The following is a 22,667-nucleotide window of genomic DNA, read 5'->3' as shown; positions in this document are numbered from 1 at the left end:
TCAGAAGCAGGCCTGATCAGAACAGGTGTGGGGATTCGCGGTGCACTTTGTGGTCGTGACGCACAGTACTGGCGTACAGGGCTACCGCGAGGCCGATGCACGCGACGCCGGCGAGGCCGGCGATCAATGCCCAACCACCCTGGCCTGAACCTGCCGCCACCAGAAAACTGCCGAGGCAGACCACTGTGGCCAGCACCAGGAAATACGACGCCCACGCTGCAAAGAGATTGAGCTTCATCGTTCGCTCCTCCGGTCGGATCTCTTTCGTTTCGACCGTACGCCGGAGCATGACGGTCGACAAGACACCGCCGTCGCGAGGTTTCCCGACGTCTACGCCGGGTAGCCGAATTACATGGACATCGGAACTCTTTATCGCGGAATCGAATCCGCTCGCGGACTGGACGGTCCGTCCACTGGCCTCAGGCGCAGAATCCTCGAGATCACGGAGCGATCCGACCGATCGCGCACTGTCGCCGCACTTCTGCGCGGCGCCGCCGTCGGGCATCCCATCCATCCTGCCCTCGTGACCATTCCCGCGGGCGCGTGGACGGCTTCGTTGGTCTTCGATGTTCTAGGCGATCCGCAGACTGCACGACGGCTGATCGGGCTCGGATTGGTTTCGACTCCGCCGGTTCTGCTGACGGGATGGCTGGACTGGTCCGAACGTGGCGACGTCGCACGCCGAGTGGGGCTGGTGCACGCGGCGTCGAATGCAGTGGGGATCTGGTCTTTTGCGGCGTCGTACAGGCTACGCGGAAAGGACTCACTCGCGCTGGCGCGAGTGCTGTCGGTGCTGGGGCTCACCGCGGTCGGTGTCGGTGGCGCGCTCGGTGGTCACATCGTTTTCAAGCTCATGGACGATCCGGCCGTGGAGGCTGCAGCGACTCCGGTTCTCGATCCCATCCTGGATGTAGTCAACTGAGCCGATCGGACCTCGATACTGTTCAGGCGTAAGCACTTCCGGAGTAGCTCCGCAGTTCTCGCGCGGTCTCGTCCGAATCCGCCAATGGTCTGTTCATGACCCAGTGTGGGCTGCGCGTGCCCAGTGTCGCGGCAAAATCGGCGACGGCGTCCGGGGTCGGCACTGCGTGTTCGCCCAGATATCCGAGAACGATGAGGTCCTCCCCTGATCTGGTCTCCACGGCCAGGGCCCAACCGCACGTCTCCTCCCACAGCAAAGCCACCTCGCGCCCGGGGAAACGCGGCACAGTTCGGTCCAATGCGATGTAAGCCTCCAGAGGGTGCTCGCGCCTGCAACACCACTGCTCGATGCCGGCCCCCACACCGACCGCCACCCGTTGTACGTACCGCTCGAACCCGAGTCCGACGGTTGCGTCGACCAGCATTTGTTCTGTCATCGAACCTCACTCCTCGCCATCGTGTTTGGAATGTGCCCAGCGCTGACCGCGTCGAAACCCGGTTCAGATCACGGACTCCGGGTATCCCCAGACGAACCGATCAAGTGGAGAGGGGACCCGATGAAGTACTCGCCCGCTATGGCTCCCGGACGAATGCTGAAGATCTCCATGGTGTCGGTGAACGCCGATCCACTCGCACCGGTGGGCTGCTCGGCAGCCGGTGCACAGAACCTGCACGTCGACGAACTGTCTGCCGCCTTGGTTCGTGCCGGACACGACGTCACCGTCTTCACCAGGCGTGCCCACGTCGGTGGGCCGGACCGCGTTCGCGCCCGCGCCGGGTACTCCGTCGACTATCTCGAGGCCGGCCCGACGCAGGCTCTTCCGGATGCCGACATCCTCCCTCACCTGGGAACCTTTGCCAGCATTCTGCGCGCTCAGTGGAGTACCGACCGACCCGATGTGGTGCACTCGCACTTCTGGATGTCCGGTGTGGCAACGGAACTCGCGACCCGATCGCTCGGCATCCCCGTACTTCAGACATTCCATTCCCTGGGATCTGCGGCGCACCGCCACCTCGGAGCAGCCGACGACAGCCCCTCGGAGCGGACTCACCTGGAACCGTTGATCGCCAGGGGCGCAACCCATGTCATCGCGACCAGTTCGGACGAAATCTTCGATCTGGTCCGGCAGGGATCACCACGATCACGGACCACGATGGTGCCCTCGGGCGTGGACACCGAAGCATTCACCCCGGAGGGACCCGCCGCGAAGAAAACCGCACCGCATCGATTGATCTGCGTCGGAAGACTGGTGGAGCAGAAGGGCTTCGATGTTGCCGTCGCCGCGCTGGCTTCGCTGCCGGATACGGAGTTGGTGGTGATCGGCGGGCCACCCGTCGCGCAACTGAGCACCGACGAAGTGGCGATCCGCTTGGTCAAGCTCGCCGAGCGCCTCGGCGTCGCAGATCGCGTCCAATTGTTGGGACGGGTTCCGCACCGCCAACTACCGAAACTGATGCGATCGGCCGACGCCCTCGTGTGCACCCCTCGATACGAACCGTTCGGAATCGCGGCACTGGAAGCAATGGCGTGCGGAGTTCCCGTAGTCGCGACTCCTGTTGGCGGACTGCGGGATACGGTGATCGACGGACTCACCGGGCGTCGGGTCCCGGTCAACAACCCGGTGGAAACCGCTCGCGCAGTCCGCCATCTTCTCGACGACGAGGACGAAGGCGCGGCGTTTGCACGGCAGAGCCGGGCCCGAGCGTGCGAATCGTATTCGTGGGATCACGTCGCCACCGAAGTGGTCCGCACCTACGGCCGCTGCGTCACAGCACCGCCGAGAGCCCGCCAACACAAGGGCACTCACCGAAGTGAAGTGCACTGACGCTGACGGGCTCTACGAAACTGAATTCACGAAGCTTGGACTGAAACTGCGTGATCAAGCGGGGAAACGTCGGGTCTCTTCGAGTCCGATTGCATGATCGAGCGACTCGTAGCAGGCAAACATCGACTCCTGACCAGCTGCTTTGAGCAACCTTTGCACCGGGCGGGCGCAGACGAGCGCGAGTGTGCCGCCCACGTCGCGTGATCGCGTCGACAGGACCGACAGTACGGACAAGCCGCACGTCCCCATGAATTCGAGTTCGGATAGATCGACGACCAGCGTCCGGTCCGCGGCCACGTGGTACGTCAAGAAGTCACGAAAAGCATTGGCGCTCATCAGATCGATCTCACCACGAACTTTGATCACAGCGGTGTGTGCACTGATGCGGTGCGCGTGAAACGATGCGGTCGCTGTCCCGGTCGCGGGAGGTCCGTAGTCTACCGATCCCTTCGCCGCGTTCGTAAAGCCTGAAATAGATGATCCTGGAACAACAGTCATGGTTCTCCCATCCCGCAACGGTTTACACTCTGCAAAAGAGAAGGGACCTCCGAAGGAGACGCACGATGAACGGGTCTCCAGAAATACGGATAAATCCCTCATCGGCTGTGTGCTCAACCTCGGTTTGAAACAGTACGCCAGCATGACGGACGTCACAAGTGCGTTGCGACCATTCGTTTCGGTGTTCCGAACAAAAATGTGGTTTGGTCTGCGGTTCCGCGAGGTAATCCGATGTTGCGATCGCCAACGGTCGTGAGCAGAATCGTGTCGTTTACCCCGGCACCACCATCGACCAAATTTCGTGTTCGGGGGTCACTGTGAAGGTCGGGATGGGTATCGTTCTCGGCACCAGACTTCACCGCGACCCCTGGTACGACGATCCGGAGAACTTATGGCACACCTCAGCGCACTCGAGCCCGATCAGGATCAGACTCAGCCAGTTGTGGAGTTGAGGATTCAAGCGACTCTCGATCAGCTGTCGATTTTGCGTGCACTGGCCGCCACCGTTGCCATTCAGGAAAACTTCGACCTCGACGCCATCGCCGACATCAAACTGGCCATGGACGAAATCTGTACGCATCTGATCGTTCGCGCTGCGCCTGATTCGGTTCTGGTGTGTCGGTTCGTCTTCACGCCCCCGCAATTGCACGTGTCCGTGTCCACGACGACCACGGAGTACGAGGACAGCAGTCAGCGTTCGTTCGGGTGGCACATCCTCACCGAACTCACCGATTCGATTTCGCTCGACCAGGAAGAGAACCTCGGCGGCGTCGGCTACATCACCACCATGAAGTTCACCAAGGCCCTCAGCGGGCGCCTGTGACCGCTTCCGCAGACGGCCCGTCACGCCCGCGTCGGCGGTCCACCGACGAATATCGGGACGTAATACCAGTTTTCGAGGAACTGCGGACCCTCGAGCCCCACAGCCCGGAGTACGAACGAGTGCGCACTGCACTCATCACCAGATGCCTACCGTTGGCCGAGCACATCGCCAGACGATTCGACGGTCGTGGCGAGGCACACGACGATCTGGTTCAGGTGGCGCGTCTCGGTCTGGTCAACGCCGTCGACCGTTTCGATTCCACGCGCGGATCCGATTTCGTCTCGTTCGCAGTTCCCACCGTGATGGGCGAGGTTCGACGACACTTCCGCGACACCGGTTGGGCATTGCGGGTTCCCCGCCGGATGAAGGAGTTGCACTTCCAACTCGGGCAGGCCATCAGCGAGCTGTCACAACAGCTCGGGCACGCGCCGACCGTCGACGAGTTGGCCGAGACGTTGGGGATCGAACGCGAAGAAGTTGCCCAGGCCTTGATCGCCGGCAACGCGTATCAGACGGTCTCGGTCGACGGTGCCGCGTCCAATCACACCGACGATCTCCCGCTCGTGGAGACACTCGGTGACTACGACGCAGCTCTCGAGAACGTCGAGAATCACGAGGCGTTGCGTCCGCTTCTCGACAAGCTGCCCGAGCGAGAGCGGACGGTGTTGATGCTCAGATTCTTCGGAAATCTGACGCAGACACAGATCGCCGAGAAAGTCGGTGTGTCCCAGATGCACGTGTCGAGGTTGCTCGCGAAGACATTGAGTAATCTTCGCGAGCAACTCGACTGAGCTCCGCGAACAATTCGACTGAGCAGGACCGAGCGGGTCAGATTGTTGCGGTGTCGATCACGAATCGGTATCGGACGTCGCTCTTGATCACGCGCTCGTAAGCGTCGTTGATGTCGCTCGCCGGGATCAGTTCGATTTCTGCGCCGATGCCGTGCTCGGCGCAGAAGTCGAGCATCTCCTGTGTCTGCGGGATACCGCCGACCATGGAGCCGGCGAGGCTACGACGGTTTGCGGCGAGCGAGAATGCTCGAACTTCGATCGGCTTCTCGGGCAGGCCGAGTTCGACGAGAGTGCCGTTGATGGCGAGCAAGGACATGTAGGCGTCGATGTCGAGGTTGACCGAGACCGTGTTGAGGATCAGGTCGAACTCGCCACGAAGAGCCTTGAACGTCTCACGGTCGTTGGTCGCGTAGTAGTGATCGGCACCGAGACGAAGGCCGTCTTCCTTCTTGCCGAGCGTCTGGCTCAGGACGGTGACTTCCGCGCCGAGCGCCTTGGCGATCTTCACACCGACGTGACCGAGGCCGCCGAACCCGATGATGGCGACCTTCTTGCCGGGGCCGGCATTCCAGTGCCGCAGCGGTGAGTACAAGGTGATGCCCGCGCACAGGAGCGGCGCTGCAACGTCGAGTTCGATGCCCTCCGGGATCGAGAGCACGAAGTGCTCGGTGACGACGATGTGCGTCGAGTAGCCACCCTGAGTGCGCTCGCCGTCGCGGCCGGTGGCGTTGTACGTACCCGTCACACCCTTGCGGCAGTACTGCTCTTCACCGGCGGTGCAGGCGTCGCACTCCCCGCACGAGTCGACGAAGCAGCCGACGCCCACTCGGTCGCCGACCTTGTGCTTGGTGACATCGGACCCCACGGCGGCGACGACGCCGGCGATTTCGTGTCCGGGGACGATCGGGTACTTCGCTCCGCCCCACTCGTTGCGAGCGGTGTGGATGTCGGAATGGCAGATGCCGGCAAATTTGATGTCGATGAGAATGTCCAGTGGACCGAGCTCGCGGCGTTCGACAGTGGTCTTCTCGAGGGGACCGTCAGCGGACGTCGCGGCATAAGCAGCAGCAGTAACCATGCACACATGCCTACCCGTGCATGGAGGGACCTGCAACTCGCAGGCCCCTCCATGACTTGTTCTTTACGTGACTTACCCGGCGTCGCGCTCGGCTTGCTCGGCCCGACGACGCAGGCGCCTCGCGGCCGCAACCATATTGCGCAGCGAAGGCTCGAGTTGCCACGGATGGCGGGTCTTGAGGCCGCCGTCCGGGTTTGCCCACAAGCGATCGAGAGAGATCGATTCGCTTGCCTCGGTGAGCAATTCGTCGAGTTCGTCGATGTCGGGAATCCGAGCCGAGCGAGATTCGTAGACACCGGGGCCGACGCCGTGCGTGAGCGCGCCTTCCTTGAGTGCTTCGAGAACCCACGTGATGGAGCGGGTCGCGACGATAGCCGTCACATCGGCGTCCAACCGTTCGATGGCGTCGACCACCGACGACCGAGCGGAGTACGTCAGATGTGTGTGGATCTGTGTTTCCGGCTTCGCTCCACCTGTTGCCAGACGGAACGCGTCGACGGCCCACTCCAGGTAGGCCTCCCGGCCGTCCTCACGCAGTGGCAGCAGTTCACGAATTGCCGGTTCGTCCACCTGGATGATGGCGATTCCGGCAGCTTCGAGATCCGCGATTTCGTCTCGAATGACAAGTGCCAGTTGCTCTGCCGTTTCGTAGAGCGGCTGATCCTGGCGAACGAACGAACGGGCGATCATGGTGACCGGACCCGTCAGCATTCCCTTGACCGGCTTGTCGGTCAGCGACTGCGCGTACGCAATCCACTCGACCGTCATCGGCTTCGGACGTGCGATGTCGCCGTAGAGAATCGGCGGACGCGTGCAACGAGATCCGTAGGCCTGAACCCAACCGTTGTGCGTGAAGGCATAGCCCTCGAGCAGTTCGGCGAAGTACTGGACCATGTCGTTGCGCTCGTGCTCGCCGTGCACGAAAACATCGAGACCGATGTCCTCTTGCAGACGGATTGTGCGCTCGATCTCTTCCTGGATGCGCTTGTAGTAGTCGTCCCACTCCAAACGCCCCTGGCCGAGTTCGTAACGAGCCTGGCGAATCGCGTCGGTCTGCGGGAACGAACCCAGTGTCTGGGCCGGCACCAAGGGCAGATTCAACCGTTCCTGCTGAGCCTTACGACGCTCCTCGTACGGTGCACGCACACGATCTTCGGGCTTGATCGCGTTCACCCGAGCACGGACAGCGTGCTTGAGCTTGAAGTGCACCTTCGTCGGACGCTTACGCCACTTGTCCGAAGGACCTTCGGCGAGCGCCTTCGCCAGTGAGACGACTTCGCCGACCTTCTGCTTCGCAAAAGCCAGACGGTCTGCGACGTCTCCCGGAATGTCGTACTCGGAGAGCACGTCGTACGGCACGTGCAGCAGCGACGACGACGTGGAGACGACGAGGTCAGGCACAACGTCTTTGAGTTCGTTCAGGTACGTCAAGGTGTTGAACCGGTCGACGCGCCAGACGTTGCGACCGTCGACGACGCCCGCGTAGATGCGCTTGCGCTTGATGTTCGGCACCGCGGCCAGTTCCTCGGCCGTGATCTTGCCGTGCACCAGGTCCAGACCGAAGGCTTCGATCTTGGTGGGCGCCAAGATGTTGAGGGCTTCGCCGAACTTGCCGTACGGACCCGTCACCAACAGGCGCGGGCGCAGCGGGGCCGTCGAAAGCTTCTCGTACGCACGTCCCAGAGCGGCTAGCTCCTCGGGGGTGCGGTCCTCGGTGACCGAAGGCTCGTCCAACTGAACACAGGTCGCACCGGCCTTGGCGAGCTGCTCGAAGAGCTTCTCGTACTCGGGCAGGAGCGCGTCCAACAGGTCGAGCGGGGTGAAGTTCGGATCGGACTTCTCGGTGGCAGGTCCGACCTTCGAAAGCAGAAGCAGCGAGACGGGCCCCATGATGACGGGGCGCAATTCGATGCCGCGCGCCTTCGCACGTTCGAACTCGTCGAGAAGTGCATCCGAGTTGAGCGAGAACACCGTGTTCGCGTCGATCTCGGGCTGACGGTAGTAGTAGTTCGTACCGAAGAAGCGCACCAGCTCGAGAGGCGGGAAGTCCGGGCGGCCGCGGGCCATCGTGAAGTAGAAATCGAGCGGCTCGAGGGCGCCCTCGAGCGGCTTGAACCGCTCCGGCACTGCGCCGAAGAGCAGCGCATTGTCGAGCACGTGATCGTAGAAGGAGAAGGTGTTGCCGGGAACCTGGCTCAATCCCGTCGCAGCCAATTCGCTCCAGGTCGATTCCTGGAGTTCCTTGGCGACCGCGAGAAGTGCGTCCTTGTCCGAAGTGCCGTGCCAGTAGGACTCGAGGGCGCGCTTGAGCTCACGGCGCGGCCCGATGCGCGGATACCCCAGGACGCTGGAGCCGAATGCTGCAGTGCTGCTGGACATGCGGTCGACCTTTCTAACCGAGGGGCGCGAGCGCCCTGTGCGCCTTTGTGGTAGCCGGAACTACCAGAAAGGCGCACAGGGGCGTTGGGCCTTAGCTTGCCTGCTTGGTGGAGCGACCGTTGTCGGCGTACTCGTAGAAGCCCGCGCCGGACTTCTTGCCGGTCAAGCCTGCTTCGACCATACGCAGGAGCAACGGCGGAGCGGAGTACAGCGGCTCCTTGAACTCTTCGTACATGGAGTCGGCGATGGACTTGACGGTGTCGAGTCCGACCAGGTCCGTCAGAGCCAGCGGACCCATGGGGTGCGCGAGGCCGAGAACCGTTGCCTTGTCGATGTCTTCCTTGGTCGCGAAGCCCGACTCGACCATGCGGATCGCCGAGAGCAGGTACGGCACCAGGAGTGCGTTGACGACGAAGCCGGAGCGGTCGGCACTGCGGACGACCTGCTTGCCGAGGATGTCGCTGGCAAAAGCCTCGGCGCGCTGCGAGACGGAGGCACTGGTCTTGAGCGTCGTCACCAATTCGACGAGCGGCAGAACCGGAACCGGGTTGAAGAAGTGCATGCCGATGACTCGCTCGGGACGCTTGGTCGAGATGCCGAGCTTCATGATCGGGATCGACGACGTGTTGGACGCGAGAACCGCATCCGGGTCCGTCACGACCGCGTCGAGCTCGGCGAAGATTTCGCTCTTGATCTTCTCGTCTTCGACGACGGCCTCCACGACGAGCTGGCGGTCCGCGAAATCTCCCAGATCGGAGGTGAAACGCAGACGCCATGCGGCCTGCTCACGCTCACGTTCTGTGATCTTTCCGCTGCTCACGCCGCGGTCGAGCGAACGCAGGATGCGTGAACGCCCGGCTGCTGCAAGCTCGCGAGTCTGCTCGAAGACCAGAACATCGACATGTGCGCGGGCGCACACCTCGGCGATTCCGGCACCCATGATTCCGGCGCCGATAACGCCGACGCGCTGAATTTTTTCGCTGGTCACGTCAGCTCCTTGTTTGTCTCGTGGAGTTTGTCTGGTGAAGGTGTTGCAAAACAAGCACTTCGAACTGCGTCGACGCTGGTGGCCGACGCAATCGGAACTGCCTTGAAGACGAGAGAAAGTGGTGCGGTGATACAAGCAGGGGAGAGACCCGAAGCCGAGCCTCTCCCCCACCCGAAGTCAGTTCTTAGTGGAACTGTCCCTCTTCGGTGGAGCCCTTGAGAGCTGCCGTCGAGGTGTTGGGGTCAACGGTGGTGGCGATGGTGTCGAAGTAGCCGGCGCCAACCTCACGCTGGTGCTTGATGGCGGTGAAGCCACGCTCTTCGGCAGCCTTGAACTCGCGCTCCTGCAGGTCGACGAAGGCCGTCATGCCTTCGCGGGCGTAGCCGTAGGCAAGGTCGAACATGCCGTAGTTGAGCGAGTGGAAGCCGGCCAGCGTGATGAACTGGAACTTGAAGCCCATTGCGCCGAGCTCCTTCTGGAACTTCGCGATGGTCGCGTCGTCCAGGTGCGCCTTCCAGTTGAAGGAAGGGGAGCAGTTGTAGGCCAGGAGCTGGTCCGGGAATTCGCTGCGAACGGACTCGGCGAACTTCTTTGCAACCTCGAGATCCGGCACGCCGGTCTCCATCCAGATGAGGTCTGCGTACGGTGCGTAAGCCTTGGCGCGAGCGATGCAGGGCTCGATGCCGTTCTTGACGCCGTAGAAGCCTTCAGCCGTGCGGGTTCCGTCGAGGAACGGGCGGTCACGCTCGTCCACGTCGGAGGTGATGAGGGTTGCGGCCTCAGCGTCGGTGCGGGCGATGATGACGGACGGAACGTCCGCGACGTCGGAAGCCAGGCGAGCCGAGGTCAGGGTGCGGATGTGCTGCTGCGTGGGGATGAGCACCTTGCCGCCGAGGTGGCCGCACTTCTTCTCCGAAGCGAGCTGATCCTCCCAGTGGACACCGGCAGCGCCGGCGCCGATCATGGCCTTCTGCAGCTCGTAAGCGTTGAGAGCGCCACCGAAGCCGGCTTCGGCGTCGGCAACGATCGGAGCGAGCCAGTTGCTGACGGAGGTGTCACCCTCGGTCTTGGCGATCTCGTCGGCGCGCAGCAGTGCGTTGTTGATGCGACGGACGACGGTCGGAACCGAGTTGGCCGGGTAGAGGCTCTGGTCCGGGTACGTGTGGCCCGAGAGGTTCGCATCGCCGGCAACCTGCCAACCGGAGAGGTAGATGGCCTTCAGGCCGGCGCGAACCTGCTGCACAGCCATGTTGCCGGTAAGTGCACCGAGGGAGTTGATGTAGTCCTCGTTGTTCACGAGATCCCACAGGATCTCGGATCCGCGACGAGCGAGGGTCTGCTCCTCGACGACGGTGCCCTGGAGCTTGACGACCTGATCGGCCGTGTAGTTACGAGTAACGCCCTTCCAGCGAGGGTTGGTGTCCCAATCCTGCTGGAGCTCAGCTGCGGTCTTCGGGGTGCCGGTGGTCGACATCAAGACTCCATCTCTTTGATCTGCTGGTCCGGCCTGTTGTGAGCAGTACGTGCGTACTACTTCACATACTTGCCAGGCCCTTCTTGTGTACTTACCGAGAATGGCACATCGAAAAAGTGCCGTCTACCTGTTGCTAATGCCAATCTTCGCTACCTTTTCAACACACTTTGCTAAGTCTGTGAAGATTCCTACGCGGCTGGTACTACCCAATCGGACAGGTTCCGTACTGGCGAGTAGGAAAGAAACCGCAGGCTGTGAACGAAATGCACTCAACTCTGCCGCTTGCGAATTCCGGCAGTTCGCACGCCACTCGGAACAGGCCTGTCCGCTACTTCGGAGCCAACTTCACTACCCGCGAGTGACCGCAATCACTCCTCGGCAACAGCCTTCGCTCGGGCGATTCCAGGGATCTACCCGTCAGAAAGCCACAGACAACCCATTCGCCGGCCATATGCTGTCGAACCATGACTTGTCGTTCGACGCCCCCGACCGGGCGATAAAGCGGTGCCGGACAACTATCAGCGGCCACCGAACAACCAGGCATGGTCGCAATCCGGTCCACAGCCGCCGCAGTTGGGCTACCGAGCCGCGCCGCAGTCGTATCCCCCGCCCCAGGGATTCCCGCCTGCACCGCCACGTGGAAATCCGCCGCCGCGTCGGCCCGGCTGGGTGATTCCGGTATCCGTAATCGGAGTCATCACTGTGTTGGCTCTCTTCGGCGGGCTTGCCTGGGTCCTCTGGCCGAAGGACGTCCCCAACTCGGCCGCCGGTGGCGCCGCCCACACCACCATCAGCGCCGCGAACACACCCGGCACCACGACAACCGCTCCCAGCACGACATCCCCGACGACCACACGCGCCGCGAACTTCCCGGCCGGTGCGTCCGCCTGCCCCGGCGGGCAGCCGGCCGGAAGTTACAAGGAGTCCGCGACAAGTGGGGGCAAAACTTCATGTGAGTTTGCCGAGGCGGTTCGGATCGCCTACGGGAACTCCGGTGCAACCGGTGCATCCAGCACCGTGTCCGCACGTAGTCCGGTGACCGGCAAGGAGTACACGATGGCATGCAAGGTGACCTCCGGCATCGTCACCTGTACCGGCGGAGACAACGCGGTTGTGTACTTGCGCTGACGGGCGCAATTGCGGCATCGGCAACCCGGTGCGTGTCGTTCCAGTGTCGCACTTACGGATCCTCCGATAGCGTGACCGCATGCCTCTGTACGAGTTTCGCTGTACCGGCTGCGGCCCGCTCGAGCGGTCGTTCGCGATGGCCGAAGTGCCCCAGTCGATTACTTGCCCCCAGTGCAGTCTCGAGTCCAAGCGGGTGGTCTCGTCTCCCCGGTTGAGTCACGCGTCGTCGGCCGCGATGGGTCTACTGGACAGCACTGCTCGATCGGCTCACGAGCCTGCCGTGGTCAGTGGGTCGCTACCCGGCCGCGGCCGGCAATCTGCGCCGACGACATCCAATCCGTTGCACCGCAAGCTACCTCGCCCCTGAGCGTCCTCACCGCGCGCCCTCGCCGTGAGTCCCGATCCGACACGAAAGTCCTGCCGCCACGAGTTTTCCGTTTCTTCGAGAATGAGGAGTGCATATGCCTGAACTGCTGTTTCCACTCGATTCCGCCAAGAAATTCACCGACCAGGCAATCGTCGGCCACAATCGGTGGCACCCGGACATCCCAGCGGCGGTGACGGTGAAACCCGGTGATGCGTTTCGTGTCCATTGCCGCGAATGGTTCGACGGCGCAATACACAACGACGACTCGGCCGACGACATTCTCAATGCACCACTGACCACGGTCCACACGCTGTCCGGCCCCTTTGCCGTCGAAGGCGCGAAGCCCGGCGACCTCTTGATCGTCGACATCTTGGATATCGGGCCTATCCCCCAAGAAGATTCGGGTCCGTTGGCCGGACAAGGCTGGGGGTACACCGGCATCTTCCCTCGGAACAACGGCGGTGGCTTCCTCACCGAACAGTTCCCCGACGCGTACAAGGCCGTCTGGGATTTCTCCGGCCAAACGGCGACGTCGCGTCACATTCCGCACGTCTCGTTCACGGGCATCGTCCACCCGGGACTCATGGGCACGGCTCCGTCGGCAGCCTTGCTCGCCAAGTGGAATGCCCGCGAGGGCGCCCTCATTGCCACCGATCCCAATCGGGTTCCCCCGCTTGCCCTTCCGCCTGAGCCCCGCGATGCAGTACTGGGAACCTTGACCGGTGACGAGTACACACGCGTGGCCGGCGAGGCGGCTCGTACCGCTCCCCCGCGTGAGAACGGCGGAAACCAGGACATCAAGAACCTCACCAAGGGCAGCCGAATCTTCTATCCGGTGTTCGTGGACGGTGCGAATCTGTCGGTCGGCGATCTTCACTTCTCCCAGGGCGACGGTGAGATCACTTTCTGCGGTGCCATCGAGATGGGCGGCTTCATCGATCTTCGTGTGGACATCATCAAGGGCGGAATGGATACCTACGGTGTTTCCGAGAACGCCATCTTCATGCCGGGCAACACGGATCCGCAGTATTCCGAGTGGCTTGCGTTCTCGGGCACTTCCGTCACGTTGGACGGCGAACAGAAGTACCTGGATTCACATCTGTCCTACCAGCGTGCGTGCCTGCATGCGATCGAGTATCTGACCAAGTTCGGGTACGCGCCAGAGCAGGCGTACCTGCTACTCGGCGCGGCACCGATCGAGGGCCGCCTGTCGGGTGTCGTGGATATCCCCAACTCGTGTTCGACGGTCTATCTCCCGACTGCGATCTTCGACTTCCCCCTTGCACCCTCGTCGAGCGGGCCGTTCCAGATCGATCCCGGAATCGGCGCCCCGCGTTCGGAGAACAGGGTCTAGGCCTCCGGCCCCGTGAGTGGTTAGGGAGTGCCGAGGCTCCTCAACCACTCACGGGGGCGGAGCCCCCGTGCGAAGACTGCGAACCCACCTTTGCGAAGCCGGACTGTCACTCGTATCCTGGGAAAATGTCGAAAACCTTTGTCGGTGTCCGGCTCCGCCAACTGCGGACCGAGCGCGGGTTGAGTCAGGCTTCGCTGGCCAAGACGCTCGAGATCTCGGCAAGCTATCTCAATCAGATCGAGCACGACGTCCGGCCACTCACCGTGCCGGTGCTCCTGCGAATCAGTGAAGTCTTCGGTGTCGACACCACCTTCTTCTCCCCGCAGGACGACACACGCCTGATCGCGGAAATGCGTGAAGTTGCCCTCGATCAAGAGATGGGTATCGACGCCGACGCCCACGAAATCGCGGAGATGGTCTCCACCCACCCGGGCCTGGCCAAGGCGATGGTGAACATGCATCGCCGCTTCCGCAACACGACGGCCCAGCTCGCCGCAGCCACGGAGGACCGTTTCTCGGACGGCAGCGGCAGCGGTTCGATCACCATGCCGCACGAGGAAGTGCGCGACTACTTCTATCAGCGACAGAACTACATCCACGATCTCGACACCGCAGCCGAAGAACTCACGGCCCGGATGCGCTTTCACCGTGGCGACGTCGCCGGCGAGATCGCCAGACGCCTCGAGTCCGTCCATGACGTGCAGATCGTTCGACGAGTCGACTTGGGCGAGAACATACTTCATCGTTACGACCCGGACACCAGGGTCCTGGAAATTTCCGCAAGGCTCTCCGGCGGGCAACAGGTCTTCAAGTTCGCGACAGAACTCGCATACCTCGAGCATGGCGACCTGCTCGACTCGTTGGTGGCCGAGGGCAACTTCACCAGCGAAGCGTCGGTCTCCCTGGCGAAGCTTGGTTTGGCCAACTATTTCGCCGCGGCCACCGTGCTGCCCTACAGCCAGTTTCACGAGGTTGCCGAGGACTTCCGGTACGACATCGAGCGCATGTCCGCCTTCTATTCCGCGAGCTACGAGACGATCTGCCACCGCCTCTCGACCCTGCAGCGCCCCAAACTTCGCGGGGTTCCGTTCATGTTCGTGCGTGTCGATCGTGCCGGAAACATGTCGAAGCGTCAGTCCGCCACCGGATTCCACTTCTCCACCAGCGGCGGTACGTGTCCGCTGTGGAACGTCTACGAGACGTTCTCGTATCCGGGCAAGATCATGCCTCAGATCGCACAGATGCCCGACGGCCGCCGATACCTATGGGTTGCTCGCACGGTCGAACGTCGAGCGGCTCGATACGGACAGCCCGCAAAGATCTTCGCCATCGGATTGGGATGCGAGATTCGACACGCCCACCGACTCGTCTACAGCGACGGTCTGGATCTGGACGAGTCGAATCCGGGAACGCCGATCGGCTCGGGCTGCCGTGTCTGCGAACGCCTCAATTGTCCGCAGCGTGCCTTCCCTCCGTTGGGTAAAGACCTCGACATCAGCGAGCACCGGAGTTCGATTTCGCCGTACGTGATTCGCTGACCGCGCTAACGCACGTGGTCGCGTAGGAACGCGACTGTGCGATCGAACGCGATCACCCCGTCGACGGTGTCGAGGTCGAACTGATATTCGTGGTCGAGTGCAGGCTCGTGATCGTCCGGGTAGAACAGTGCATCGACCTCGACGCCCAGATCGGCGAGCCGTTCTGCCATGGGTTTCGACTGGCTGGCGGTCAGTGGGTCGACATTTCCGCCGGTGATGAACGTCGCTGGAAAGTCCGAGGTCACATGACCCAGTGTCGACATCTGACGCACTGCAGTCGACCCGTCGAAGTCCCTCGTTCCGAGGTACCCCCACAGCGATTGCTTGTCGACGCCCCAACCGAAGTACTTCCCCTGTGACAGCAGCGGTTTCAGATCGAAGACCCCACAGTCGAGGACAACTCCGCGTATCTGCTCGGGACGTAATGCCGGCTCCACACCCATTTCCGACGCGTAGTCAGGGCTGGTCATGACGGTCGCCATCTGACTGGACAACTGCGCGCCTGCCGAATCTCCGGCAAGAAAGAGGTTGTTCGAATCGACATGCAACCTGTCCGCATGGCTCACGATAAATCGATACGCGTCGTTCAGCTGATTCACTGCGGTGGGGTAATACGCGTCCGGCCCCAGTGAATAGTCCACCGAAATCACAGTGAAACCTTGATTTGCCAACAGTTTGTAGTAACCGTCGGCATCAGTTCTCGACCCTGATATCCAGCCACCGCCGTGCACCCAGACCACCGTGGGTAGCGCCGAAGTGGACTCCGACGGGTAGTACACGTCGAGTTGTGCATCGTCGTCGCCTTCGCGGTACGACTGATCGAGAATCGAGACGATTCCTGACGGTGCATGCCTGTCGAGTTGTGCGTGAGTCGATTCGGAGCCACCCGCCGACATCCACCGTACGAGGAGAACTCCTGGCCACGGACTGACGAGTGCCGCGGTTACCCCGGACAGCAGAATGACGACGAATACCGCCGCGGTTCCGACAATGCGCCTTCGCCGTCTGTCGGGGGAAGACGCGCGCACAACAACTCCTGGGGTCGGATCGGATTCACCCAGGCTAGACCAAAAGGACTAGTTGAGAATTCCCTGGCAACGCACCCGCGGAGCTTTGTCCACAATGACCATTTTCGCAGTGGTTCACCACAATCCGACATTTAGCCGGTATGAGCCTCGAGAAACTGAACCGTGCGATCGAGCGCAGTGAGACCGTCGGCATTGTCCAGATCGAACTGATACTCGTGCCCGAGCGCCGGAACGTGATCGGCCGGATAGAACAGTGTGTCGACCGCAACTCCCAACCCGGTCAATTTGTCAGCCATCGGTTTCGACTGAGAATCCGTCAACGGATCGGCGTTGCCGCCGCTGATGTAGGCAGGCGGAAATCGATCGGTGACGTAGTTCAAGGTCGACATCTGATCCGCTGCGTCGGTACTCATGAAGTCACGCACGCCGGTATACGCCCAGAGGGACCGATCAACTCCCCAACCGATGATGCCGGGTCCGCCGACCATGTTCCCGACGTCGTAGATTCCACAGTTCAGGATTACTCCACGTAACTGATCCGGCCGCAGCGACGGGACCACGCCCACACGGTTCGCATAGGCGGGATCAGTGATGAGAGTGGCGAGCTGACTCGAGAGTTGCGCTCCCGCAGAATCACCGGCCAGAACGACCGTCGTCGGATCAACATGCAGCCGTTCCGCATTCGCGACGACGTACGCGTGAGCGTCGTTGAGCTGCCGCACTGCCGTCGGATAGTAGTGCTCGGGTCCGAGTGAGTAGTCCAGGGACACAACGGTGTAGCCACGCGAGGCCAGCAACTCGTAGTACGGCGCGTAGTTGGACTTGCTTCCCGAGATCCAGGCACCGCCATGAGTCCAGATCACCGTAGGCAATTCGGTCGTCGTCGCTGCGGGAAAGTAGACATCCAGGTATGCGTCGTCGTCATCGGCGCGGTACTGCTGGTCCTTGATCGAGTCGACGCCTTCGGGCGCGTGCTTCTCGAGCGCCTCGGTGACTTTCACCGCATCACGATCGAAGACCCATCGCACGGTGAGTGCGCCAGGTCTCGGGCTCAGAACGAAGGCCAGAACCACGGCTCCGACGAGAACGAACACAATTGCCAGAGCCCACAGCAAGCGCCTGCGCCACCGATGCGGTGAAGGGTTCGTCATCGGGTTTCCTTCACTCTCGGCACAATGTCCGGATCAGCGTAACGCGAAGCCGGTACCGCCAAGTGCGATCAGCCGAGTTCAGCGATCCGCCTCTGCGCGAGTGCCTTGACTTCACCCTTGGCTACTTTGCCGCCTGCCGCCATCGGCAATTCGGCGACCGTCATCACATACTCGGGTATGTACTCGCGGGTCACTCCTCGGCTCTGCAGCCAGGCGGTCAGATCCTCCGAACTCAGATCGTCATCGGCGGACACGACGACCGCACAGACCTTCTCACCGAACAGCGGATCGTCGACCCCGACCACGGCGACCAACTCCACCGAAGGGTGCGCGCGCACGTACTCCTCGACTTCGACCGCGGAGATGTTCTTGCCGCCACGAATGATGATGTCGGCTTTGCGCCCGACCACACGCACCCGTCCTGTCTCGTCGATCTCGACGATGTCGCCGAGAAGCATCCAACCGTCATCGGTGTACAACTCGTCGTTCGCATCGGTGTCCCCCCAATAGCCCTGACACATCAGCGGTCCGTTCACCCCAGGCTGACCGCGGCGGACGGAGCCGGTCATTTCCTTTGCCGCATCGTCGAATACACGAACTTGCATGCGATCGATGACGTGGCCGCACGTCTTCAGTCGGGTGTCGGAATCGTCCGAAACCGTCGTCACCGAGACGGCGCCGGTTTCGTTCGATCCGTAGAACTGCAGGACAGCCGCTCCGGTACGTTGTTCGAATGCCAGCGCCTCCGAATAGGGCACGGCTTCACCACCGGTGAACATGAAACGAAGTGACGAGAGATCGGCCGATTCCGCGGCCTCCGAACGCAACAGCATCTTGAATTGTGTACTCACACAATTCAAAGCAGTCACCCGTTCGCGCTCGATCAACTCGATCATCACCGAAACGTCGAAGCGTTCCATGACGACATTGCGAGCACCGAGTAGTGCCGGCAGGAAATGCGAAGTCCAGAGGCCGAATCCGAAAGGTGCTGGAACCGCGCCGAGGAACACCTCATCCGAACCGATCGCCGCCGCCTCGGCGGCAATCTCGGAGAAACCAACCCAACGATCCTCGGTTTGTGTGACCAGTTTGGGTAGGCCCGTTGTGCCGGAGGTCGAGTTCAGCATCGAAACGGCTGACGTGACAAAACACGGACTGGTTGCGGGGAACTGCTTTGGCTCGACCGGCAACGAGGTGAGTTCGCCGTTTGCGCTCACGCGTTCGAAACTCACGTCGGCGCGTTCGTCGGCGAAGACGACGTCCAGTCCGGGATGCTCTGCCCGCAGACTCGCCACGAGTTCGGCGGTATCGACGCCGCGCAGCGTGCGAGTGGTGACGAGTACGGAGGCTTCCGAGCGGGCGATCAGATGAGAGATCTCGCGAATGCCCGAGCGCGAACCGATTCCGACGGCGACGCGGCCGGTACGAAATGCTGCGCAGAGAGCCGCATGGAATACAGCGGTGTCGGGGAGCAACACGGCTACATGTCCGTATCCCTCACCAGCTAGATCCAGCGCCGACGCGATCGCATCGGCAGCCGCGTCGTACTGCTTCCACGACACCCTCGATTCCGGAGTGACAAAGGCGGTTTCGTCCGGGATGGTCTCAGACCAATGCCTGACCATTTCGCTGATGCTGACGCCGGCGAAGCGGTCCGGATTCGTGGCGAATTCACCGACGGTGAAGTCGAGTGTCTTCGTTTCAAGCATGATCGTCGATCATCTCCCGTCGGCGCTGAGGACGCCCATCGATTGTTTGTACGCGTTGTCCAGTGTCGCTGCGGAATCGCATTCGCGGACGAGTTCGCCGCGCTGCATGACATATCCGCGGTCGACAACCGATTTCAGTGCAGTAAGTGCCGGTTCCGTCACGATGACGGTCACACCCTCGGCGGCCAGACCCCCGACCAATGCTCGCAGCTCCGCGACGATTTTCGGTGCCAGTCCGGTCATCATCTCGTCGAGTAGCAACACCTTCGGGGTTTCCAGAAGGGCCCGCCCCAGAACCAACATCTGCTGCTCACCACCGCTGAGGACCCCGGCATAACTCTCCGAGCGTTCACGCAGGATCGGGAACCTCTCGAAAGCTGTTTCCACGGCTTCGGCTTTCAATCCCAGCAGGTCTGCGCCCACGCGTAGATTCTCGCGAACGGACATTCGCATGAACAGTTGCCTGCCTTGGGGAACGTAGGCAAATCCGCTGCGGACACGATCCAGTGCCGATAATTTCTGGATCTCTCGACCATCGAATTTCATTGTCCCGGTGGCGGGAACCGAGCCGTAGATGGATCCCGCCAAGCTGGTCTTGCCTGCACCGTTCGGCCCGACGATCGCTGTCACTTCACCGGCGGGAGCGGCAAGGGAGACTTCCCGGACGGCGACAGCGGATCCGTATCGAACTGTGACTCTGTCGAGTTCGAGCATGTCAGGCGCCTTCCTCGTATTCGGAACCGAAATAGACTTCTCGCATCGCGTCGCTGGCCAAGCACTCCTGCGGTGGTCCGTAGAACGCCACTGATCCGAAATTGAGCAGCACGATCTTGGTTGCGAGCGCCGCGATGAGATCGACGTTGTGATCAACCAGGACTACTCCTTTGCCCTGCGCGGCAATCGATCGCACGGCACCGGAGATGGCAGCGATGCCGTCGTGATCCGCGCCGGCAAACGGTTCGTCCAACAGGAGGACTTCGGGTTCGGTCGCCATCGCCCGCGCCACCTCGACCAGACGCTGCGCCCCCAAACTGAGATCCCCGCAAGCACTCTCGACGTCGGTGACCGAGTATCGCGCAGCAATCTCCCGGGCCCGCTGTGCTGTCCGGTCCCAGTTCTCGAAAGGTCCTTTGATCGCCCACCACAGCGAGTGCAGAGGTGAGGTGATCTTGTGCCCGTACAGTCCCGGGATGATGTTGTCGACGGCGTCGAGTTCCGCCGCGAGCTGCGGATGTTGAAACGTGCGCGAGAGCCCTTGCCGTGCACGGCGCTCCGACGGCCCGGTCAAGGGAGCACCCGCGAGCGCGACGGTTCCGGAGTCTGCTTGCTGAGTGCCGAAGATGCAGTCCACCAGTGTGGTCTTGCCTGCCCCGTTCGGGCCGACCAGTCCGATCACCTCTCCCGGTCCGACGCTGAACGAGACATCGTCGACAGCGCGGACGCCGCCGTAGGACTTGTGGAGCCCGCTCACTTCGAGTAGCCGAGTCATCGATTGCCACGCTCCTTGTACAGACGGTTCATTCGACCCAGAACGTTCTGACTCCACCCGATCACCCCACCAGGCGCGACGATGAGGATCACCAGGACGGCTCCGGCAAGCAGGAGTTCGCCACTTCCCTGGTACCCGGGCATGTTCAGCGTCACGATCACCACGATCAATGCACCGAGCGGAGCACCCCACGCCGAACTGCGACCGCCGATGATCGGCATGAAGATCGCAAGGAAAACAATACTGAGAGTGAAGGTTTCAGGAGTGACAGCTTGCACCGACACGGTGAACAGCGATCCGCCGGTCGACGCGATCGCGGCACCGATCGCCAGCGCCACAACGGTCAGGTGCGCAGGATTGACGCCGGAAGACCGTGCGACATTACGATTGTCGCGGGCAGCTTGCAACATCAGCCCCCACACCGATTTCCGGAGTCGATCGACAGCGACCGCGATCAGACACACGAACAAGATCGCGAACACGACCAATGCGTAGCGCGGTGGCTCCCAGCCGAACATCGTCACAGTCTCGACGCCCGAGATCCCGGCCGATCCGCCGGTGAAACTCGGCCCGTCGATCAACCAGTGCTCGAAAGCGATACCGAACAACAAGGTCACCGCGGCAAGGTAGAAGCCGGAGAGTTTCTGCGTTGCCAAGCTGAGGAGTACTGCAACCGCTGCAGCGGCGAGGGCGCCGAGAATCCATCCCCACCACATCGACAACCCGGTCCGAACCGAGATCAGCGCAACGGCATACGCGCCGATCGCCGCATACGCGCTGTACGCCATCGACAGTGATCCCGCGAGCACGAATGGCACGTACATGCCGAGTGCGATCAGCGAATACGTCGCAGCGAGGAACACCAGATCCTGCCGGTACAGACTCGGCCCCATCCACAGCAGCACGGCAGCAACCACGACCACGGTGATCAGCGCTTCTCGTGACAGGGCGAGCATCCTCGTCCGGGAACGGCCGGATGTAGCGGGCGGATTTGACGTCAGCGGACTGGTAGAAAGCGAGGCCATCAGACGCGAACCTTCCTCGAGAGCAAGCCTTCCGGACGGAAAGCGAAGAACACCAGGGCAATCAACAGAATCGCGGTTTGCGCAGCACTCGCACCGAAGTAGTACGGGGCGAATACCTGGACGACGCCCAACACCATTCCGCCGATCAGCGGAGCCCAACTCCGGCCGGTACCACCGATGACGAGTGCGATGAATGCCGTCAGCGTCCAGGACAGACCGCTCGTGAACTGAACACCGGCCTTGGGAGCGAACAGAAGTCCGGCGACGGCGGCGATCACACCCGCGAGGGTGAACGCGATGAGGCGTACCCGATCCACCGGCAAGCCCAGGACGCGGGCGGCATCCGGATTGTCGCCGACGGCGCGAAGCAGACGGCCCGAGGTGGACCGGTTCAGCCACAGTCCGATACCGACGAAGATCACGGCAGTTCCGACGACGAGTACAACGGTCGAACTGTCGACGGTGGCACCGAGCACCGATATCGGATCGAAGTCGAAGATCTTCTGTCCGGGAAGTGGTGTTCGGCCGAAGACCGTGCCGGCGAGCTGCTGGATCCCGAACAGTACTGCGGTCACCGCCACCAACGCCGGTAGTTCCCCACGACCCGAACGCTTCTGAACCTGTTTGACCACAAGCTTTTCCGTCAGGATCGACAGCGCCACCGCTACCGCGATCCCCAGCGGCATGGCAATCCAGAGAGCGAGCCCGTAATTGATCGCGACCCAACTCGACGCCATGGCCGCAGCCATCGCGTACGGGCCCATCGCAAAGTTGAAGAAATCGGCGCCGACCACCACGAGATACATTCCGAGGGCTATCAGTGAGAAGAATGCACCGATCTCGATGGCTGCGAGCCACAGTTGTGCGTCTGTCATGTCAAGGCTCCTCGGTTATCCGCACGGGGGTTGGTAGGAATCCCACGGACGGGCCGGCTTGTTGTCCTCACCGAATTCGACGAGCACCAGTCCGCAGAGGCTGTCAGGAGCCAGGTGATCCTGCGAAGAAAACGACAGTGTCAATCCGTCCTGGCCGAAGCTGGCGGGAAGTGCCGAAACCTGTTGAAGAGCATCACGAACGGCCGTCCGATCTCGGTGGTCGCC

22 protein-coding genes and 1 pseudogene are annotated in these 22,667 nt (G+C 62.0%); 8 read left to right on the top strand and 15 right to left on the bottom strand.

Features of this window, described 5'->3' with window-relative positions:
* Positions 1–16 precede the first annotated feature (16 nt).
* Positions 17–238 carry a hypothetical protein gene (locus RhoBH5_RS29345; RefSeq protein ID WP_039973486.1) on the bottom strand — a complete coding sequence of 74 codons (222 nt, stop codon included), beginning with the start codon at positions 236–238 and terminating at the stop codon, positions 17–19.
* Between the two features lie 114 nt (positions 239–352).
* Between RhoBH5_RS29345 and RhoBH5_RS29340 the strand changes: the two genes are divergently transcribed.
* Positions 353–922, top strand: coding sequence for a DUF2231 domain-containing protein (locus tag RhoBH5_RS29340; RefSeq protein ID WP_042923281.1), 570 nt, complete (start codon positions 353–355; stop codon positions 920–922).
* Positions 923–944: 22 nt separating this feature from the next.
* On the opposite strand, the gene RhoBH5_RS29335 is transcribed toward RhoBH5_RS29340, so the two are convergent.
* The gene (locus tag RhoBH5_RS29335) at positions 945–1,358 is read right to left on the bottom strand and encodes a DUF6292 family protein (protein ID WP_003941464.1); all 414 of its coding nucleotides are present in this window, start codon (positions 1,356–1,358) and stop codon (positions 945–947) included.
* Between the two features lie 120 nt (positions 1,359–1,478).
* Here RhoBH5_RS29335 and RhoBH5_RS29330 point away from each other — a divergent pair, with 120 nt between their 5' ends.
* Positions 1,479–2,747 carry a glycosyltransferase gene (locus RhoBH5_RS29330; RefSeq protein WP_003941555.1) on the top strand — a complete coding sequence of 423 codons (1,269 nt, stop codon included), beginning with the start codon at positions 1,479–1,481 and terminating at the stop codon, positions 2,745–2,747.
* A 54-nt stretch (positions 2,748–2,801) separates the two neighbouring features.
* Here the strand turns inward: RhoBH5_RS29330 and RhoBH5_RS29325 are convergent, their stop codons facing one another.
* Positions 2,802–3,245, bottom strand: a complete 444-nt coding sequence (locus tag RhoBH5_RS29325) for an STAS domain-containing protein (RefSeq protein WP_007735372.1) — start codon at positions 3,243–3,245, stop codon at positions 2,802–2,804.
* 391 nt (positions 3,246–3,636) lie between these two features.
* On the opposite strand from RhoBH5_RS29325, the gene RhoBH5_RS29320 reads away from it, so the two are divergent.
* Together RhoBH5_RS29320 and RhoBH5_RS29315 are read left to right on the top strand one after the other, a co-directional pair.
* A complete protein-coding gene (locus tag RhoBH5_RS29320) occupies positions 3,637–4,068 on the top strand; it encodes an ATP-binding protein (protein ID WP_003941553.1) in 432 nt (143 codons plus the stop codon).
* Positions 4,065–4,859, top strand: coding sequence for an RNA polymerase sigma factor SigF (locus RhoBH5_RS29315; RefSeq protein ID WP_003941515.1), 795 nt, complete (start codon positions 4,065–4,067; stop codon positions 4,857–4,859). The genes RhoBH5_RS29320 and RhoBH5_RS29315 overlap by 4 nt, the downstream gene beginning before the upstream one ends.
* A 37-nt stretch (positions 4,860–4,896) precedes the next feature.
* On the opposite strand, the gene RhoBH5_RS29310 is transcribed toward RhoBH5_RS29315, so the two are convergent.
* From RhoBH5_RS29310 to aceA, 4 genes are all read right to left on the bottom strand, one after another.
* Positions 4,897–5,937: an NAD(P)-dependent alcohol dehydrogenase gene (locus RhoBH5_RS29310; RefSeq protein ID WP_042452947.1), complete on the bottom strand. Its 1,041-nt coding sequence runs from the start codon at positions 5,935–5,937 to the stop codon at positions 4,897–4,899.
* A gap of 72 nt (positions 5,938–6,009) precedes the next feature.
* On the bottom strand, positions 6,010–8,316 hold the full coding sequence (gene metE, locus RhoBH5_RS29305) for a 5-methyltetrahydropteroyltriglutamate--homocysteine S-methyltransferase (protein ID WP_064443305.1): 2,307 nt from the start codon (positions 8,314–8,316) through the stop codon (positions 6,010–6,012).
* A 91-nt stretch (positions 8,317–8,407) separates the two neighbouring features.
* Positions 8,408–9,304, bottom strand: coding sequence for a 3-hydroxybutyryl-CoA dehydrogenase (locus RhoBH5_RS29300; RefSeq protein ID WP_003941541.1), 897 nt, complete (start codon positions 9,302–9,304; stop codon positions 8,408–8,410).
* 184 nt (positions 9,305–9,488) lie between these two features.
* On the bottom strand, positions 9,489–10,778 hold the full coding sequence (gene aceA / locus RhoBH5_RS29295; protein WP_003941533.1) for an isocitrate lyase: 1,290 nt from the start codon (positions 10,776–10,778) through the stop codon (positions 9,489–9,491).
* A gap of 504 nt (positions 10,779–11,282) precedes the next feature.
* Between aceA and RhoBH5_RS29290 the strand changes: the two genes are divergently transcribed.
* The 4 genes from RhoBH5_RS29290 to ramB all read left to right on the top strand — a co-directional run bounded on the left by RhoBH5_RS29290 (position 11,283) and on the right by ramB (position 15,165).
* Positions 11,283–11,906, top strand: a complete 624-nt coding sequence (locus tag RhoBH5_RS29290) for a serine/threonine protein kinase (RefSeq protein ID WP_223304378.1) — start codon at positions 11,283–11,285, stop codon at positions 11,904–11,906.
* A gap of 79 nt (positions 11,907–11,985) precedes the next feature.
* Entirely contained in the window at positions 11,986–12,273 is a 288-nt protein-coding gene (locus RhoBH5_RS29285; protein ID WP_037129638.1) for an FmdB family zinc ribbon protein, read from the top strand.
* Positions 12,274–12,367: 94 nt separating this feature from the next.
* Positions 12,368–13,627 carry a formamidase gene (fmdA, locus tag RhoBH5_RS29280; RefSeq protein WP_042923284.1) on the top strand — a complete coding sequence of 420 codons (1,260 nt, stop codon included), beginning with the start codon at positions 12,368–12,370 and terminating at the stop codon, positions 13,625–13,627.
* 125 nt (positions 13,628–13,752) lie between these two features.
* A complete protein-coding gene (ramB, locus tag RhoBH5_RS29275; RefSeq protein WP_003941547.1) occupies positions 13,753–15,165 on the top strand; it encodes an acetate metabolism transcriptional regulator RamB in 1,413 nt (470 codons plus the stop codon).
* Between the two features lie 5 nt (positions 15,166–15,170).
* Here ramB and RhoBH5_RS29270 read toward each other — a convergent pair whose 3' ends face one another.
* From RhoBH5_RS29270 to RhoBH5_RS29235, 8 genes and pseudogenes are all read right to left on the bottom strand, one after another.
* Entirely contained in the window at positions 15,171–16,193 is a 1,023-nt protein-coding gene (locus RhoBH5_RS29270) for an alpha/beta hydrolase (RefSeq protein ID WP_064114018.1), read from the bottom strand.
* 131 nt (positions 16,194–16,324) lie between these two features.
* Positions 16,325–17,344: an alpha/beta hydrolase gene (locus tag RhoBH5_RS29265; RefSeq protein WP_064114019.1), complete on the bottom strand. Its 1,020-nt coding sequence runs from the start codon at positions 17,342–17,344 to the stop codon at positions 16,325–16,327.
* Between the two features lie 68 nt (positions 17,345–17,412).
* The gene (locus RhoBH5_RS29260; RefSeq protein ID WP_065352110.1) at positions 17,413–19,053 is read right to left on the bottom strand and encodes a class I adenylate-forming enzyme family protein; all 1,641 of its coding nucleotides are present in this window, start codon (positions 19,051–19,053) and stop codon (positions 17,413–17,415) included.
* Positions 19,054–19,062: 9 nt separating this feature from the next.
* Positions 19,063–19,767, bottom strand: coding sequence for an ABC transporter ATP-binding protein (locus RhoBH5_RS29255; RefSeq protein WP_047268870.1), 705 nt, complete (start codon positions 19,765–19,767; stop codon positions 19,063–19,065).
* A 1-nt stretch (position 19,768) separates the two neighbouring features.
* Positions 19,769–20,542 (bottom strand): ABC transporter ATP-binding protein, encoded by a 774-nt coding sequence (locus RhoBH5_RS29250; protein ID WP_007735383.1) that lies wholly within the window; start codon positions 20,540–20,542, stop codon positions 19,769–19,771.
* On the bottom strand, positions 20,539–21,567 hold the full coding sequence (locus tag RhoBH5_RS29245; protein WP_039973479.1) for a branched-chain amino acid ABC transporter permease: 1,029 nt from the start codon (positions 21,565–21,567) through the stop codon (positions 20,539–20,541). Before RhoBH5_RS29245 ends, RhoBH5_RS29250 begins: the two co-directional genes overlap by 4 nt.
* On the bottom strand, positions 21,567–22,442 hold the full coding sequence (locus RhoBH5_RS29240; protein WP_003941557.1) for a branched-chain amino acid ABC transporter permease: 876 nt from the start codon (positions 22,440–22,442) through the stop codon (positions 21,567–21,569). Before RhoBH5_RS29240 ends, RhoBH5_RS29245 begins: the two co-directional genes overlap by 1 nt.
* Before the next feature lie 15 nt (positions 22,443–22,457).
* Positions 22,458–22,667 (bottom strand): annotated as a pseudogene (locus tag RhoBH5_RS29235) (ABC transporter substrate-binding protein); the annotation flags it as partial.

Source organism: Rhodococcus sp. BH5, assembly GCF_027583855.1.
In the GTDB taxonomy this organism is placed as follows: Bacteria; Actinomycetota; Actinomycetes; order Mycobacteriales; family Mycobacteriaceae; genus Rhodococcus_F; species Rhodococcus_F qingshengii.
This window is presented reverse-complemented; position numbering and strand designations above follow the sequence as displayed.